This is a genomic window from Mariprofundus sp. NF (genome assembly GCF_013387455.1).
Taxonomy (GTDB): Bacteria; Pseudomonadota; Zetaproteobacteria; order Mariprofundales; family Mariprofundaceae; genus Mariprofundus.
In genome coordinates this window covers 17,007-35,465 of record NZ_VWNC01000012.1, presented here as the reverse complement: position 1 = coordinate 35,465, position 18,459 = coordinate 17,007, and the positions used below count along the sequence as shown (strand labels likewise).

Annotated in this window: 13 protein-coding genes; all 13 read right to left on the bottom strand. The window is 51.4% G+C overall.

Annotation, left to right across the window (positions count from 1 at the left end; genetic code table 11):
* Nucleotides 1–265 precede the first annotated feature (265 nt).
* A complete protein-coding gene (locus F3F96_RS12275) occupies nucleotides 266–2,932 on the bottom strand; it encodes a valine--tRNA ligase (RefSeq protein WP_176963564.1) in 2,667 nt (888 codons plus the stop codon).
* A gap of 81 nt (nucleotides 2,933–3,013) precedes the next feature.
* Nucleotides 3,014–3,694, bottom strand: coding sequence for a DUF2461 domain-containing protein (locus F3F96_RS12270; RefSeq protein ID WP_176963563.1), 681 nt, complete (start codon nucleotides 3,692–3,694; stop codon nucleotides 3,014–3,016).
* The gene (locus F3F96_RS12265) at nucleotides 3,691–4,140 is read right to left on the bottom strand and encodes a PilZ domain-containing protein (protein WP_176963562.1); all 450 of its coding nucleotides are present in this window, start codon (nucleotides 4,138–4,140) and stop codon (nucleotides 3,691–3,693) included. The genes F3F96_RS12270 and F3F96_RS12265 overlap by 4 nt, the downstream gene beginning before the upstream one ends.
* A complete protein-coding gene (locus F3F96_RS12260; protein ID WP_176963561.1) occupies nucleotides 4,137–4,577 on the bottom strand; it encodes a DNA polymerase III subunit chi in 441 nt (146 codons plus the stop codon). Before F3F96_RS12260 ends, F3F96_RS12265 begins: the two co-directional genes overlap by 4 nt.
* Entirely contained in the window at nucleotides 4,570–5,289 is a 720-nt protein-coding gene (locus F3F96_RS12255; RefSeq protein ID WP_241697830.1) for a phosphatase PAP2 family protein, read from the bottom strand. The genes F3F96_RS12260 and F3F96_RS12255 overlap by 8 nt, the downstream gene beginning before the upstream one ends.
* Before the next feature lie 43 nt (nucleotides 5,290–5,332).
* Nucleotides 5,333–7,762 carry a type II/IV secretion system protein gene (locus tag F3F96_RS12250; protein WP_176963560.1) on the bottom strand — a complete coding sequence of 810 codons (2,430 nt, stop codon included), beginning with the start codon at nucleotides 7,760–7,762 and terminating at the stop codon, nucleotides 5,333–5,335.
* Nucleotides 7,762–9,477, bottom strand: coding sequence for a FimV family protein (locus F3F96_RS12245; protein WP_176963559.1), 1,716 nt, complete (start codon nucleotides 9,475–9,477; stop codon nucleotides 7,762–7,764). The genes F3F96_RS12250 and F3F96_RS12245 overlap by 1 nt, the downstream gene beginning before the upstream one ends.
* Nucleotides 9,478–9,725: 248 nt before the next feature.
* On the bottom strand, nucleotides 9,726–10,412 hold the full coding sequence (locus F3F96_RS12240) for a hypothetical protein (protein ID WP_176963558.1): 687 nt from the start codon (nucleotides 10,410–10,412) through the stop codon (nucleotides 9,726–9,728).
* A 130-nt stretch (nucleotides 10,413–10,542) separates the two neighbouring features.
* Entirely contained in the window at nucleotides 10,543–12,042 is a 1,500-nt protein-coding gene (locus F3F96_RS12235; protein ID WP_176963557.1) for a leucyl aminopeptidase, read from the bottom strand.
* 43 nt (nucleotides 12,043–12,085) lie between these two features.
* A complete protein-coding gene (locus F3F96_RS12230; RefSeq protein ID WP_370465550.1) occupies nucleotides 12,086–13,525 on the bottom strand; it encodes a TrkH family potassium uptake protein in 1,440 nt (479 codons plus the stop codon).
* 9 nt (nucleotides 13,526–13,534) lie between these two features.
* Nucleotides 13,535–14,908 carry a Trk system potassium transporter TrkA gene (gene trkA / locus F3F96_RS12225; RefSeq protein WP_176963556.1) on the bottom strand — a complete coding sequence of 458 codons (1,374 nt, stop codon included), beginning with the start codon at nucleotides 14,906–14,908 and terminating at the stop codon, nucleotides 13,535–13,537.
* Nucleotides 14,905–16,314, bottom strand: a complete 1,410-nt coding sequence (locus F3F96_RS12220; protein ID WP_176963555.1) for a sigma-54 dependent transcriptional regulator — start codon at nucleotides 16,312–16,314, stop codon at nucleotides 14,905–14,907. Before F3F96_RS12220 ends, trkA begins: the two co-directional genes overlap by 4 nt.
* A complete protein-coding gene (locus F3F96_RS12215) occupies nucleotides 16,311–18,455 on the bottom strand; it encodes an ATP-binding protein (protein ID WP_176963554.1) in 2,145 nt (714 codons plus the stop codon). Before F3F96_RS12215 ends, F3F96_RS12220 begins: the two co-directional genes overlap by 4 nt.
* Nucleotides 18,456–18,459 lie beyond the last annotated feature (4 nt).

The window sequence follows — 18,459 nt, the reverse complement described above, 5'->3', positions numbered from 1 at the left end:
TATTGAACAGAGTTTTTTTCATGCGATTAGACTAACACCTTGTCTAATTATGGCTTATTTCGCCCGCAAACCCAATCAGGACAAGGGATATCGAAAAACTCGACCAACACGAAATGTCACTTAGCTCATAAAAAGGGAAATTCATTCCCTCTCTGGGTTTCGGCGCTCTCAGAAAGACGATACAAAAGCAGCACCAAACACAGATCATCCGAACAAAAAAAGGAGGCCGAAGCCTCCTCTTTTAATATTGAAATGAGGACAGTTATTACAGACGACTCAACCGCTTGATCGCACCCATCATCTCTTCACGTTTGGCTTTGGCTTCATCAAGATCCGTTCTCACCTTAGCCACCACTGCTTCCGGAGCACTGCCACAGAACTTCGGATTGGCCAGCTTGCCTTCATTCATGTTGATATCTTTTTCAAGCTTGGCGATGTTTTTGTTAAGGCGAGCCGTCTCCTCTTCAACATTGATCAGCCCTGCCAAAGGTAGATAGACCTTCGCTTCTGCCAGTGGTGCAACAGCAGCACCATCGACCTCTGTGTCAGCATCCTGCCATGCCAGCGACTCCAGCTTAGCCAGCGAGATCAGCAGCTTCTGCTCAGCCTCAAGATCAGCCTGAACTTCAGCACTGCAGGCGATAATCGCAGCAATGCGTTTGCCCGGATTCACGTTCATCTCACCACGCACAGAACGGATCGCAGAGACCACCTCCATGACACGATTCATACGCCTTACAGCCTGATCATCAGAGGCATAACTCTGCGCCCAATCATCGGTCACCAGTCGCGCATCAGCACCATGCAGCTCCTGGAACAGGGTTTCGGTAATAAACGGACAGATTGGATGCAGCAGACGCAACCAGCCATCGAGTGCTGTCAGCATAACGATCTGGGTTTCAGCTTTTGCAGCTTCATCATCACCATAGAGCGCCACCTTGGCCGCCTCCACATACCAATCGCAGTAGCTACCCCAGATGAAGTTATACAGGGTACCAGCCGCCTCATTAAAGCGGTAATCGGTCAGTGCCTGCTCAACATCAGTACTGCAACTATTCAACTCACTGAGAATCCAGCGATTCACATCCTGAGTCGGTTGAATCGAGGCATCCGGTTTGGCATCTCCGCGATTCATAAAGACAAAACGTGCAGCATTCCAGATCTTGTTCATGAAGTTACGGTTGGATTCAATACGTTTGATATCCAGCTTCACATCACGACCCGGTGTTGCCATATGCGCCAGTGTGAAACGCAGTGCATCGGCACCGTAATCGCCAATGATCTCCAGCGGATCAATCGCATTACCCTTGGACTTGGACATCTTCTGACCCTGCGCATCACGAATCAGCGCATGGATATAGATATCTTTAAAGGGAACCTTACCGGTGAACTTCATGCCCATCATGATCATGCGGGCAACCCAGAAGAAGATAATATCAAAACCGGTCACCAATACATTGGTGGAGTAGAACTTCTCCATCTCCTCTGTGTTCTCAGGCCAGCCAAGCGTTGAGAATGGCCACAGGCCGGAGGAGAACCACGTATCAAGCACATCCTCATCCTGACGGATGTTTTTCGAGCCACAGCCACCACAGCACTCAGCTGTTTCGCGACTCACGGTGATATGGTCGCAATCTTCACAATACCAGGCAGGAATCCGATGCCCCCACCAGAGCTGACGGGAGATGCACCAGTCCTGAATATTGCGCATCCACTCGAAGTAGGTCTTCTCCCAGTGTTGCGGTACAAATTTGATGTCGCCATCTTCCACTGCTTTGATGGCAGGTTCAGCCAATGGCTTGATATCTACGTACCACTGATCGGTTAGATATGGCTCGATCACTGCATGTGAACGGTCACCACGACCCACCTTGTGCATATGATCTTCAACCTTGTAGAGCAACCCTTCAGCTTCCAGATCAGCCACCATGCGCTCACGCGCTTCATAACGATCAAGACCATGATACTGCTCAGGAATCCACTCCTCCTCGGCGATATGGGCACGATTGGTAAAGATATTGAGCAGCGGCAGATCATGACGTTTACCAACATCATAATCGTTAAAATCATGCGCCGGTGTGATCTTCACACAGCCTGTACCGAATTCGGGATCAACATACTCATCGGCAATCACCGGAATCGTACGATTGCACAGTGGCAGGATCAGCTCTTTACCGATCAGATCTCTGTAGCGCTCATCAGAAGGGTGAACTGCAACAGCACCATCACCCAGCATGGTTTCAGGACGAGTCGTTGCAACAATCACATGTTGAATCGGATCATCAGGATTGTTCCCAGCAATGGGATACTGGATATGCCAGAAGTGCCCCTGCTCCTCATCATGTTCAACTTCCAGATCGGATACAGCTGTCTCCAGAACCGGATCCCAGTTCACCAGACGTTTACCGCGATAGATCAGACCTTCTTCATAGAGACGGACAAAGACTTCACGAACTGAATTGGAGAGTCCTTCATCGAGCGTAAAACGCTCACGACTCCAGTCGCAGGATGCGCCAATCCGTTTGAGCTGCGAAACAATGGTACCGCCGGAGTGCTCTTTCCACTCCCAGACACGATCAAGGAAACGCTCACGACCAAGGTCACGGCGGTGTACGCCCTCTTTATCGAGAATACGCTCAACCACCATCTGCGTTGCGATACCGGCATGATCTGTACCCGGCTGCCAGAGCACCGATTTACCCTTCATGCGCTGCCAGCGGATCAGCATATCCTGAATGGTAAAGGTGAAGGCATGGCCCATGTGTAGCTTACCGGTCACATTCGGCGGCGGAATGACGATACAATATGCATCATCGGATTTGTCCCCGCTGGCGGCTTTCGGACGGAATGCGTCTGAACTCAACCACTGTTCATTGATGGCAGGTTCAACCGCTTGGGGGTCATAAATTTTAGCAAGCTCGTGCTGGCTCATGGGGGTAATCCTCGATACTTGTTACAAATTGGTCCGCCATCCTACGTCCAACCCGCAGACGGGCAACCAGTGAATGTCAGTTTAGAACGGAACCCGCTGGGCACTGCAGAGAAACTGCATGAGCGAGTGGCCAGCTTTGAAGTAGTCGCAGGCGATTTCGGCCAGCTCTTCCTGTTCGATCAGGGCTGGTGCGATGTCACTAAGGCCGATAAAATCTTTGCGTTTGATATCATCAATTACCGGATGGGTTTTATCAAAACCGCGCGGTGCGGTTTTCAGGCTATCACCTGCCAGTCGGAACCAGCGGCTGAACTGGGGATCGTCACGGGCAGCAAGCCAGAGATCGGGATCATTGGCCATCAGGTCACGGATTTTATATAGCGCATCGGATGGTGGATGCCAGGTGCCGACACCGACAAAACATTCGGCAGCACTAATGTGAAGATAGTAACCCGGCGCATGCACATCCTTGCCCGCTTCATGGCGAAACTGGATACCGACATTGGTCTTATAGGGTGTTTTATCTTTGGAGAAACGGCTATCGCGATAGACTCGCATCAGCGAGCCACCCATCTTGCGGGCATCGGCTCTGAAGTGCGGTGAAATACCAGGCAACCGCTCCCCTACTGCCTCAATAAAATGCAGTGCCGGAGTGCGCACCAGATCCTCGTAGCGCACTTTATTGGCAGCAAACCAGTCGCGATTGTTGTTCTCAGCCAGCTCTTCAAGAAAAGTGAACGTTTCAGCAGTAAAGTGTTTCATTCAGGTGCATCTGTAGGTTTAAAATCTGCAGCGTGTTCTGTAATCCACTCATTGGCTGCATCCCCGAATGCAAGTTCACGACCCTGCTCACTCTGTTGTTTCTGATAGTTTTTGATATGGCACACCTGCTGCACCATCTTGATGCGGAATGCGGTCTCTTCATCAAGAAACATCACGCCGATCTCAAAGCCATCACCGTCACCGAATACCCGCTGCCAGCGCACCACACATTTCGCATCAAAGGCCGGATCAACATAAGGGATTCTGATCCGCAACACCTTACCGCGCTCAATAAACACATTGGTATGGAAGGCAAGACCGCCTTCACTGAGATCACTCATCGGCGCACTCTCAGCCAACTCACTCTGCGGATAGACCTGAATCGGCACATCTACCGGATGACGGTAAAACTGTCTGCGGTTTTCGTCGTGATTCAGACTACTCATGACTTGTTACCCAGATATTTCGGATCAAGTCCCATCTGACGATAGGTGCGGAAACGCTCACGAGCAGCTTGCTTGAGTGACTCATCCCAGCCATCAACGAAATCGACGAGATGGGCAAAGCCGGAGATATCCGGTGGCACCTCAAGGCATCCATTGACCAGCACCTCAGGCCCGTTGTCACGGACAGTCTCGGTAGCCAGCAGAATCGGCTGCATGGCGTTGGCAGTGCTATCTGCACCGGCAATGCCGTTGGCCAGAAAAGATTCGGGATGTACTGTCCACAACCGCTCATGCAGCTGGGCGGCAAAACCGGCATCCGGACAGAGCACCAGAAGATGCGGCGTTAAGCGGCCACGTCTGAGCAGAAGGCGTGCAATACCCTCGACACGATCAGCTTTGTCGAGCAGTTCAAAATGGACTTTCATCTCATCACTCATGCGCTAACCTCTGTTTACATACCTGTGCCAGCAGCAATAACGACAGTAGTGGCAGAATAAGAGCCAGTGGTTGAGCCGTTGCAGGCTGCACATGATAACCAAGGCCAAGTACAGCGGCCTGCGCAACCACAATAAGTGCTGGAATTTTCCAGGACCAGGCAGATTGCAGCCATGCATCCACAGGCAGCCTTGCACTCCACCTCCAGCACAACCACATCGTTACCATACCGATGAAAAGCCCTGCCGCCACGTCAACGGGGAAATGTACACCGACATAAATCCGGCCAACAGCTGCCAGAACAAACAGTGTCGCAACGCTCCAGCTTCGCCAGTCAGCACGGGACCAGATGATAAATGCCAGCAACACCATGACACCATCGGACGTTGCATGGCCGGATGGGAAACTATGCGACGAGAGGCTATGACCCAGCACATGCACATTATCGAGCACTACAGGTGGCCGCGGCATATCAAATGCCCGTTTAAGCATCTGGGCAACCAACCCTGAGATAATAAATGCGCCAAGCGAAGCAATGCCTGCACGCATGTGAAACAGAATCAACAGTGAACAGAGCAGCGAGATAATCAACCCGTCACCGAGACCTGTGACAATGCCAAAAAAAATATCACCCAAGGGTGAATGGGCATCATTGATCAGGCGAAAAAGAGGGTAAGCATTAGCAGCATCCGGCATGGGGATGACACTACTCATCTATAGTTACCGATTCCAGAACTGCAAAAAAGAGAGAACCGACTTATACCAGTGAATAGATAAAGTCGTGATGATCAATGTCGCCATCGGCTGCCATCTTCAGAGCATGCAGTGATTTCGGTTGCAGACCATTTGCAACGGCGATCTTCTGCAGCTCGCCACCGGTTTTACCTTCATGAATAGCCTCACGAATCTTGTCGTTCACCACGAGGAACTCGTAGAGCATCAATCGACCCACATAACCACTATCATTGCACTTATCACAGCCCACCTTCTCATAGAGGTGTTCCGGAACCTCCAGTCCAAGGTCACGAATCATGGTGAAAGATGGGTCACTCTGATCAATTTCACGACGACAATCAGGGCAGAGTTTCTTCAATAGGTTCTGACTGATAATGCCCAGCAGTGCCGGTGCAATCAGATAGTTGGGGATACCCAGATCATTGAGACGAATAATGGTATCCACTGCAGAGTTGGTATGCAGCGTGGAGAGCATCAAATGACCGGTAAGTGCGGCTTCAATACCGATCTCAGCAGTCTCTGAATCACGCATCTCACCAATCATGATGATATCGGGATCGTGTCGCAGCACGTTGCGCAGAATGCGGGCGAAGGTCATACCGATCTTCTGATGCACCTGAATCTGGTTAGCGCCGGGAATCTCCGACTCCACAGGATCCTCAATGGTAAGAATATGAGCAGGCAGATGCGCAATGGAGTTGAGCACAGCAAACAGTGTGGTGGATTTACCCGAACCTGTGGGACCGGTCACCAGAATCAGTCCGAACGGCTTGCGGGCCATCACCGACAACTGTTTCATATCATCTTCACGCAGACCCAGCGTATCGAGATCCACAGCCGCTTCCTTACTCAGGACACGCAGCACCAGTGATTCACCAAAGGTATTTGGGATGCAGGAGACACGGAACTCATAGGTATGTTTACCCTCTCTTAAGATAAGACGGCCATCCTGAGGCAGGCGCTGCTCGGAGATATCCATACCGGAGAGAATCTTGATACGGGCAGATATCTGGCGATGCAGACTTTTATCCAGGGCACTCTCTGCAATCAATTCACCATTCTGGCGATAGGCCAGCGTAATCTTTTTAGCCTGTGGAAGAATATGGATATCGGATGCTTTTTTGCGCAGACCGTTACGAATAAGGCGGTTCACCAGTCGGACAATCGGTTTGTCTTCAGCCGACTGGGTCATCTCCAGCTCATTAAACGGCTCGTCCTCCTCCATATCCTCCTTTTGCAGGAATTCACAGGAGAGATCCTCTTCGATGATCTCCTCCTGCAGAAGCTTCTCCAGATGTGACTTCAGCTGTGTTGTTTTGACCAGCACCTCATGTACCTTTTTACCGGTTTTAAAGGAGATGCCATCATAAGCCTCAAGTCCCATCGGATCTGAGAGGGCAATGGTCAGGGAGTGGCGATCAGAGTCGATCGGTACAATCTGATAGCGCTCAATAATTTCACGGCCAATCTCAACGCTGGCCATCGGATTGATTTCATACTCATCCAGATCAAGGGTCGGCAACCGGAACTTCTTGGCCAGTGCAGAGAGCAGCTGATCTTCAGTAATCACCTCGGAGCTGAGCAGAATCTCACCAATGCGCTGACCACGCACCTTCTGCTCTTCCAGTGCATACTGCAGATCATTGTCGTCAATCAGGCCAGCTTCAATCAGTAGCTCACCCAGACGCATTTTGCGCCGGTTCTGAACTTGCAGGGCCGAATTAATATCGGAATCCTTCACCTTGCCCTTACTCATCAGAATATGACCGAGAGGCTTCTCCTCTTCGCCACCTTTCTTGGTCTCTGCCTGCTCTACCAGCGCCTGTTCAATATCTTCGTTGGTCACCAGAGCCTGATCGACAAGCAGATCACCAAGCTTCATCTCGTGGGTCTGCTGCATTGCCAACGCCAAATCGAGATCCGTATCTTTAAGTTTACCCTGCTCTTTAAGAATATTGCCAATGGGAACCATCGACTGCATCTGCTGCTCAATGGCCTGCTCGATATCTTCGGCTGAGATGATCTCCTGATCGACCAGAATATCACCGAGTCGCTCCGGTTTTTCCTGCAAACGGATGCCGTGGTGATAGAAGAAGATGCGCTCAAATGGGAAGTCATCATCTTTACCGATGGCAAAGAAACCGGGTGCATGTGACATGGCCGGCTGCACAAGCACCCTGAATGGCTCAGAATTTACCGTAACAATTTTCAACTCATCCATATGCTGCAGTTTTGAGGGGTGCTCTACAGTGGCATCGGGCGAATGTTTCATGCCGATATAGACGATCTGTTTCACATTCAGCTTGCTGGGCACCTCTTCGCCGGATGCGTTGATTTCGATGAAATGCAGTTTATTCATGATCGGAGAGAAGCCGAGCAGATAACCGTCCAGATGTTTCCCGTCCATCAGATTAATGATTACCGCCTGGTAGCGGCTATTGAGAGTACTCATTATTGAATCCCCTCACCATCACCAAAGCAGGCGTTCCAGACATGGCTGGGCAGAACCTTACAGAACTCCTCCCAGCGCTTTTTGTCAGAGGATTCACTGATGCTGTTGATCAGCTCATTCCGTAACTCTTCACGTTCGGTTTCATGGTAGAGCTGTGCTTTCAGCGCTGCCAGTCGCAATGAGTCGGGATATTGCCGCTCACCGGCCTGCAACATCTGCTCTGCTTTTTCATAATCACAATGGCCAAGGCTCTCCTCAATCTTGTTGGCCAGTGTCTCATTCTCAAGCGTCACTTCCGGAGAAGGCTCAACTTCCGCAGTAGACTCACTTTCCATGCTCGCCTCAGCAGGGGCAGCTGGTTCCAGTGTTAGTGTTTCCGGCACTTTGGGTTTCACTTCAGGTTTCAGCTCAGGGACCTTCTCCTCTTTAACCTCAACCACCTCTTTTTTTGTCACCGCACTGCTTGCGGCAGGTGCAGCTGCGGCTTCCGCCGGTTTCTCCCAGGCGCCTTTGACCTGACGACGATTCAGCAGACTTATCACTGCAATACCAAAAGCAATCAGAACCACAAAGAAGCCGGCCATCCAGTAATTGAAATCCTCTGAGGAAGATGATGCCTCTGCTTTGGCCTTGAGCATGATGACATCGGCCTTCAGCACTTTCATCTCCTTCTCAATCCCCGTTACAGATTTGCCAAGATTGGCAACCGTATTACTCAGATCACTCATCTGCAATTTGCCCGACATCACCTCTTCATGAATCGAATCTAGCTTCTGCAGCGATGCAAGATCCGCAGTTTGCGTTGTGGTAGCTGTTCCTGATGCTTTATTCAGGGTGATATTGCCACTGTACTGCAACTCCTCGTCTGTTGATGCTGACGGTGCAGCAGGTTTGACCTCAGTTGTTGTCGCCGTGCCCGATGTGGATGCACTGGCCAGCAGACGGCTAAGCTTCTGCATTGAAACGGTGGAGCCGTAACTGGTCACCACCTCACCTTTGGGCACCTGTAACCAGGCTCCCTTCTTCAGATGATTAATATCACCATTGGCAAAACTCTCGGGATTGCCCTCGTACAGTGCCATCATCACCTGCTTGTTGCTGAATCGTTTGTCCTTGCGCAGGCGGTAGGCAACTTCACTCAGGCTATCACCCGCCTTGACTGGTCCATAACGCCAGATGCGTGCCCAGTCACCAGCGTTATCAATATTCACCGATGGCGTGTCACTGGCATTGTTGATCGCTATGACCTCTGGTTTTTTGTCATACAGAGCAGGCATCTCATTCGGATCGAGGAAAACCTGATAATGTCTGAAATAGGTACCGCGCCCCTCTTTGCTCGTTTTTAATACCAACGATAGCAGCGGCGCATTTACCGCCAGCGGAGAGACCAGTTTGACATAGGGTGCGCCTGACATGCGGTTGTGGATTTCAACACGAACCAGTTTCAGAAAACCATTCCATGGCAAGCCCATCTGGCGATATTCGCCAGGTGATGCGAGTTCAACGCTCACCTTCTTCATCGTTTCACTACCTGTAAGAAGCAGTGGTACAGTGGCATCCAGTTTCTCATTGAGATGGCTATTCAGGGTCAAGGTGCCCAGGCCCAGAGCATAGGCTGGCGCAGATGCAAACAGCAACGGCGTCAAAATAAGAACAGGCACAAACAGCAGCCCGAACTTCATCCTTATCAGATAGTTTAACACGCTGTTATTCATCTGCACATCAAGCCATGGCAACTGAATATGGTCAAAACCCTGTTAACTATCACTATTTCAAGCTCTCTTTCATCTAAAACCCCATCCCCTGCAATCTGCCTTCCCGACAGAAAAACCCACTATACACATCAACTTGCGTGTATAAAACAGATATGCAAAAACAGTGCCACCTTGCACTTGCGTTTAACCTTAATAGCTATGAAAAATAGTGGCAAATCGAAATTACACTGCTCTCAAACAGACAGGGTTTAAGCCCAGTAGTGGCTATCCCGTTTTATATCATCGATAGCGATATGTTGCCTGTAGTGAGCAATTGCAGCTGAGGCTTGAGCCTGTTCAAGCTGTGATAATGTTTCAGTCGTCTTACTGACTGATGATGCCTGCTGTAGTGTTGAGTGGCTGTGAACAGTACTGGCTGGAGTGGAATATGCCTGCCTTTCTGCAGCGACAAGCTCTGCAGGTGCTTTGCGAAGAGGCGGCACACTGCCTGCATGGGTTGGCGCAAAAACCGGGCTCTGGCTGACAACTGGTTTTGCCTCGTCACTGACCGGCATTGCAACACTCATAACATGCTCTGGAATATCTTTGCCAGTTGAATGGGAGACAAACACATTGGCCACCGCCGATACCAGACCTGAAACCCAGCTGCCAAGCACAGCGCCAAACACCGCGCCACCGATCATGCGCGGCGCATCGCCCATCTCATCTCCGGTCAGTTTGCGATAGATCGTGGAGATGACCGGCAGATGCTGCAGCGGATTGATCATGTCGATAAAATCGCCAAAGCTGAAGCTGCCCGACTGCCAGTAGCCGGAGGGTTTGTCAGGCGCACTGGTCGGAGCAAGTCGTTCAACAGGTTGAGGCTGCAAGGCTACCGGCCTGACTTTCGCAGAAGCGGCAGGCGGCAGAAGGGAGTGGTGAGAAACAACTTGCATACCCAAACAAAAGCAAGCCAGCCGCCAGAATAAATAACCTTTAGTTACAACAGGTTATGGAAACCATCCTCTGACAGTATGGAAAAAAATTCCTCTCTATCGGCAACAACAGCCACCCGTACAGATGTGGTTAAGCGACCTTTCTGGAGAGATAATCGACCACCAGTCGAACACCTGCACCGGTTCCGCCTTTGGCACAGATATCGCTCCCTTTCATATTCCATGCTGTACCGGCGATATCGAGATGTGCCCAGGGAATATCATCAACAAAACGGGAGAGGAAACATGCAGCAGTGATGGTGCCGGCCTCTCTGCCACCAATATTCCTGATATCAGCGATCTCAGATTTAATCTGCTCCTGATACTCCTCAAACATCGGCAGCTCCCAAACCCGATCATGGGTATAGTCGCCTGATTGTTTGAGCGCCTTTTTCAGTGGCTCGCCGGTACCCAGCAGTCCTGAGGCCTGACCTCCGAGTGCGATGACGCAGGCACCGGTGAGTGTGGCAAAATCGATAATTTCAGCCGGTTTTTTCTCGGCCGCATAAGCAAGTGCATCAGAGAGAATAATGCGTCCTTCCGCATCGGTATTGAGCACCTCGATGGTGATGCCTTTGTAGCTGGTAATGATATCGCCCGGTTTGTAGGCCGCAGATCCGAGCAGATTCTCTGTTGCAGGAATAACGCCTAGCAGATTAATGGGCAGGTTCAGCTCGATTACAGATTTGAAGATACCCAGTACGGCAGCTGAGCCACACATATCAAACTTCATCTCATCCATCTGTGCACCGGGTTTGATCGAGATACCGCCGGCATCAAAGGTGAGCCCCTTACCAACCAGGGCAACCGGTGCCTCTGACTTTTTACCGCCATTGTACTCCAGCACAATAAAACGCGGCTCTTTGGCAGACCCCTGATTCACCGCCAGTAGCGCAGTGAAACCCGCCTTCTGAATCGCTTTTTTATCCATCACGGTCACTTTCAACTTGTTATGACTTAGTGAAGCCGCCTGATCACCAAGGAATTCCGGCGTACAGACATTACCCGGTTCATTGCCAAGGTCACGGGCAAAGTTGGTTCCAGCGGCTACAGCCCGCGCCCGCGCCACTGCAGCAGTTGCATCATCCAGATCTCTGCGTGAGGCGACCATAATGGTCACTGATCGCAGTGCCCGCTTATTCTCTTCCTGCTTGCTTTTGTATTTCTCAAAACTGTAGAGACCAAGCCAGACACCCTCGGCAATGGCCTGCACCCGTTCAGCCACAGATGTTCCACGCACCACTAATTCAGGCAGATAGAGCGAGATATCACGCGCCCCGCTCCTGTCTATCTCACGGGCTACCCGGGCTGCCAGCCCACGCAGTTTCTGCAGTGTCAGTTTTTTCTCATCACCTGCCCCCAATAGTACAATGCGCTGGCTATAGGTACCCTCAATATCATAGAGGGTGGCTGTTTCGCCGAATTTCCCACTCAGATCAAATTTACGCAGAAATGATGGCAAACTCTTGCCTGTAGCTTCCTGAAGTGTTTTTCCCGATTCACTCAGCTTGCGCCCGTCAAGTAGCGGGATAATCACAGCATCATCACGCTGTTTGTGTGCATGTCCTGCTTTTACTGAAATTTCAATCATAACAACCTCTATTCATTAAAGATGGGAACTACCCCCGTGACTTTTAATCGCGCCAGAACTCGGGTACCAACATCACGAAAAATGTATAAATCTCAAGGCGGCCAAGAATCATGCCGAAGATAAGAACGCTTTTGGCCATCTCGGGAAGATCGGCATAAGTACTGGCAGGTCCTACCTGACCGAAACCGGGGCCGGTATTGGTGATGCACGCTGCTGCAGCGGTAAATGAGGTGACGATATCCACACCGGTGAAAGCCAGCAGTGTGGCAATAATAATATAACAGACGATAAACAGGACCGCGAAACCCCACAGCGCCTCGGTCACCTTGGAGGAGATGCGATGGCTGCCCATCTTGACATGAATCACACCATGAGGATGCACCAGACGCCGGATCTCACGCATACCCTGGCGAAACAGCAGCAGTATCCGAACCACTTTCATGCCACCACCTGTGGAACCTGCACAGGCTCCGACAAACATCGTCATCAGCAGCAGCATCGTCGCCCCCGGTGGCCATTGGCTGTAGTCACTGACAGCAAAACCTGTCGTTGTGGCAATGGAGACCACATTGAAGATCACATGTATCACCTCATCCTGCCCGGTCCAGCCGATCATGCCGCCGATAAGGATCAACATCACCGAGATCCAGAGGATATAGGTCTTAAACTCCTCATCCTGCAGATAGGTGCGCAGAGAGAAGCCGTGCAGCGCAGCGGCAAAGTGCAGGGTGAAATTGATACCGGCAAAAATCATAAAGAAGACTGCAACAAGCTGTAGAGGAATACCGTGATAGAAACCGAAACTGGCATCATGTGTGGAGAACCCACCAATGGCCACTGTACACATGGCATGATTGATCGCATCAAATGGCGTCATACCTGCCAGCCAGTAGGAGAGGCCACAGACAATGGTCAGGCCAAGATAGAGATACCAGAGAAGCTTGGCTGTTTCAGTGACCCGCGCGGTGAGCTTATCCTTCACCGGCCCCGGTGTTTCCGCTTTAAACAGCTGCATACCACCGACACCCAGCAGCGGCATCACGGCCACAGCCAGAACGATGATTCCCATGCCGCCCAGCCACTCCTGCATCGAGCGCCAGAAGAGAATGGAGCGCGGAAGATTATCCAACCCTGAAAGTACAGTTGCTCCGGTGGTTGTCAGACCGGAGGTTGATTCAAAGAGTGCATCGACCACGGTCGATACCGTGCCTGTTGTCCAGAATGGCACTGCCCCCAACAGGGAGAGAATCAGCCATGCCAGAGCAACAATCATAAAACCATCGCGATGGCTTAACTGCTTGGGTGCCCCACCCCCATATTTTGCCATCGAAGCGCCAAAAAGCATGACGATCGCACCGGCCTCAAGGAACTCAACAACGTGACCAGCATCGTAATAGAGCGCTACCAGCGCCGGAATCATCATGCTGGCCCCGTAGAGGGCAACAAGAATACCGATGGTCCAGATTACACCTTTAGGATGCACAGTTCAGCCTTAAAAGAATTCGAGATGGACTTCGAACAGCTTCTCAACTTCGGGAACAGAAGCGCTCGTTGTCACAATCAATACGTGGTCGTGTGTCTCTACCTTCACTCTGCCGTTAGGGACAATAATCTTGCCATCGCGCAGAATTGCTCCGATCACTGTGTCCTCAGGCATATCCAGCTCTTTCAGCGGTTTATTGAGAATAGCACTGGTCTCAAGTGCTTCAGCCTCCAGCACCTCCAGATTGCCATCAGCAAGCGAAGCCATACCGTGAATACGCCCCTTTCGCACAAAACTGAGGATTGAGGCAACCGTGGAGAGGCGCGGAGAGACGGTAACATCGAGCCCGATCTGACGGACAAGCTGGGTATAGATCGAGCGATTTACCAGTGTAACCACATGCGGCACACCATAACGTTTGGAGATCAGGCTACTGAGGATATTGGTCTCATCATCATTGGTCAGGGCCAGGAAATCATCCATCTTATCGATGTTCTCCTCCTCCAGCAGTTTCTGATCCAGTGCATCGCCATGAATCACCACCACATTGCTGAACTGATCCGAAAGCCATTCAGCCCTTGGCCCATTGGCTTCAATCAGTTTAACAAACGCACCAGCCTTCTCCAGCTCAGAGGCCACCTTGAAGCCGATATGACCACCGCCGACCATCATCACATTTCGCCCTTGCGGTGAGTGGCAGGCCATATCAAGTTTAATCATCAGCTTATCAAGCTGTATACGCGAAACGGCGACATAGATACTGTCGCCGGAGAGTAGTACTGTATTTCCTTTGGGAACCGTCCAGCGATTATTATGCTCATGGGCCACAACATAGACATCGAGATCGCCCATCACCTCAGGTAACTCCATCAACGAGAGACCTGCCAACAGGCTCTTGGGGCGAACTACAAATTCCACCAGTTGAATCTCTCCACCGAAAAACTCACGGGCATCCAGTGCGCTGGATACATTCAGACGCCCCATCACCACCTTGGCGGCCTCACCCTCTGGCGAGATGATCACATCAATGGGCAGATCATCCCTGCCAATCAGCTGATCCCTGTGCAGGGCATAATCGGCTTCGCGCACACGCGCCAGCTTGGTGGGCACCTTAAATAGTGAGTGTGCCACCTGACAGGCGAGCATATTCACCTCATCGTTGGTGGTCACAGCAATCAGAAGATCGGCATTGGCTGCACCTGCCGCTTCAAGAATACGTGGATGAGAAGCCATACCACAGATCGTCTTCACATCCATGGAGTCGGAGATAACCTGAAGACGCTCCTCATCCATATCTACCACAGAGACATTATTGCCCTCTGTCGCCAAACGGCTGGCGATGTGAAAGCCAACTTCACCTGCCCCGAGGATCACTACATTCATAAGGACTCCTTCTCAGGCGGAACGAGCCCGAACGCTTTGATCTTGCGATGTAGCTGGCTTCGTTCCATGCCGATATCGGCAGCCGTACGACTGATGTTCCATTCGTGTTTTTCCAGACTTTGTAAAAGGTAGGTGCGCTCAAAGGCTTCGCGTGCCTCATGAAAGCTGTCGGCCTCGACACCGGACATGGCGACAGATGCCTTTGCAGCCGTAGTGCTGTGGGAGATCTGGGTAGTGGACTGATCCGGCGGCAACATGCTTTCACGTGTCATCTCTTCGCCAGGCATGAGGATATGACAACGCTCAATATAGTTGCGCAATTCACGGACATTACCCGGCCAATGGTATGCCATTAATTCACTGAGTACTTCTGAACTGAAGCGCACGGGCTCTCCTCCCAGTTCGTTAGCCTGCTCAGCTGCCAGCGTTTCGACAAGTAGCGGCATATCTTCAATGCGCTCCCTCAGTGATGGCATACGAATGGAAACGACATTCAAACGATAGTAAAAATCCTCACGCAACTGCCCATCCCTGAGCACCTGCTCCAGATCGTGGGAGCTGGCAGCGATCAGGCGAACATTGGCAGGCATCGGAGTGGGATTGCCCAAGCGCTGCACCACCCGCTCCTGCATCACACGCAGAATTTTGGCCTGTGCACTTAGGCTAAGCTCGGTCACCTCATCAAAAAAGAGGGTTCCACCGTTGGCCGATTCAAAACGGCCACGTTGCGGATGCAGTGCGCCGGTAAAGGCACCTTTCTCATGGCCAAACAGCTCAGAGTCCATGCGATTAACAATAACACTGGCTGTATTCACCTCGACAAAAGGGCCATCTTTGCGCTTGGAAGCCTCATGCAGAAGTGTAGCCGCAACGGCTTTTCCTGTGCCATGTTCTCCGACGATAAGCACAGGCGAATCGGAGAGAGCCACCCTTTTGATCAGGGCTTTTACTTCGCGGATAACTGCGCTTTGACCGATCAACTCTCTGCGGCTGTGGTGGTCTTTCTCCTGCCGTTTAAGGTCACTGTTCTCCTGCTCCAGACGGCGCTTCTGTACCGCGTTACGGCAGAGAATCATCAGACGATCAAATGAGAGTGGTTTCTCGACAAAATCAAACGCACCCTGACGGGTTGCGCGTACAGCGGTATCAATCGTGGCATGTCCACTCATCATAATCACCGGCAGATTGGCATCAACCTGATGAATACGACTCAGCGTCTCCAGGCCATCGATACCCGGCATCCAGATATCTAGCAACACACAGTCAACGCTCTGTTTACGCAGTCTGGCCATCGCCTCTTCGCCAGATGCTGCAGAAACCACCAGATAACCCTCATCTTCAAAGAGTCCCTGAAGTGAGTCGCGAATCGGTTCTTCATCATCCACAATCATGATTCGTGCGGTCATGATTCCTCCATCTCTTCCACCTGCCTGGGCAAGCGCAGGCAGAAGTGTGTTGGTTTCGCAGGTGAAACCAGATTTAATCGTCCACCGTGATCCTCGGCAATCCGCTTGGCGATAGCCAGCCCCAGACCCGAACCATTACTCTTAGTGGAGTAGTAAGCTTCAAATAGCTGAGATGCCGATGCGGCCTCAATGCCTTCACCATCATCCTCAACATGCCACTCAATGCACACTTCACTCATCCGGGCATAGAGTCGAACAACCTTACCATCCATACCTTCAGTTGCTGCAAGCGCATTATCCATCAGATTAATCAGCACCTGACGCACCTGATCGGGATCACAACAGCAGTTCCAATCAGCATCACACGGGCTTACATCAAGGCGGCGATAACTGTTAAACAGCTCATCCATCTCACGCAGCAGTGATGCCACAGCTGTCTGCCTGATTTTCGGCTGCGGCATTCTTGCCAGTGTTGAGAAGTCGGCAATCAAACGCTGCAACCGCTCCACCTGAGCAATGATCGCTTGGGTACAGACATCAAACACCTTCTCATCATCCACCTGGGAGCGGAAACGGCGCTGCAGCCGTTCGGCAGAGAGTTTGATCGGCGTCAGTGGATTTTTGATCTCATGAGCCAGACGACGCGCCACTTCAGCCCAGGCTTTGTTACGCTGTGCCTCGGCGAGATCGGAGATATCATCAATCACCAGCAGATAACCCGAAAAGCCACTGGCGCCGGTCTCACTCAGCCGTGCTCCTCGCGCCAGCACATGCAGACTACGCCCTTCAGAGAGTTCAATATCAAACTCCCGCTGCAGGTGATCCTCCTGCTGATGGCTAAGTTCATCATAAAATTCGCCAATATCGTGCAGACTTCCCTGTGTCGCCTGCAAAATATCGACACTTGGCATCCAGTTATCCGGCAGCTGTAGAATCTCCCTTACCGCCTGATTAAGCAGGCGCACCCGTCCACCACCATCAACCAGAAGCACGCCTGTATGCAGGTTGGCCAACAGTGATTCCAGTACATATTGCCGCTGCCGACTATTATCCAGCGCTTTGGTCAGATCCTGTTGTGCCTGCTCAATCGCCTCCACATTCATTTTCAGACGATTTGCCATCGTATTAAAGGAGCGTGCCAGAGAACCCAGCTCATCCTGGGAGGATTCGGAAATCACGACATTCAGATCCCCTTCAGTGACGCGTCTGAGTGCATCGGCAAGATCCCCGACCGGCGCGGTTAACCTGCGTGCAAATAGAAGACCAACCAGACCCGCTACCAGTACAACCAGCAGTGTCACAAACAGCATCACATGGGTAAATGTCTCACGGATATTCTGGCGATTATGCTCCAGTTGACGGTAGCTGCGATAATCGGACTCGACCGCACGGGCATTCTGAATCACACCGGCAGGCAGGCGAATCTCAACACGTAACAGACCAATCACTGAGGTCGGGCCAACAATCGGGGCGTAACCCACTGCCACCTCTCCACCATCGCGAGTCAAAAGCTCTGTCGCCACCCTGCCCAGTCGCATGGACAGTTTTGCCGATTCACTCAATGGTTCAGCCTGCAGCGCACTGAGCTCACCCAGCTGCACACCACCAACAAGAAGCTCATTAATATCGAACAATTCGGCTTTCTGCCACCCCTCAACACCTCGAATTCCAGAGAGATAGGTGGTTACAGCACTGTAACCCAGATTCCCCGAGGCAGCCTCAATCAGCGTACTATCGCTGATATAGTTAAGCATGCTGCGCTTCATATCGATCTCAACGCGTTCATAAAAACCCTGCGCCAGATTCAGAGCACGATCCAGCAGGGTATCCACACGCACATCAAACCAGACATCCATGCCTCGCTCGACCATCTGGTTGGCTGCCATCTGAATAACCATGGCCGGAATAAGCAGCATGCCTACCAGAGCAATGACCAGTTTGGCACGCAGACGTGAACCCGGAGGTGGTTCCCGTCGCTCACGAACAAGCTTAATACCGTACTGAATCAGCAGCAGTGATAGAATCAGCATCAGCCCGACATTGACCCACGCAAGCAGGCCCGACTCACCCTCTGCTGTTGGCCACAGAATGACTGTAATCGTCAACAGCGTTAGAGACATCAAGAGCGGGATCAGCCGCATAACA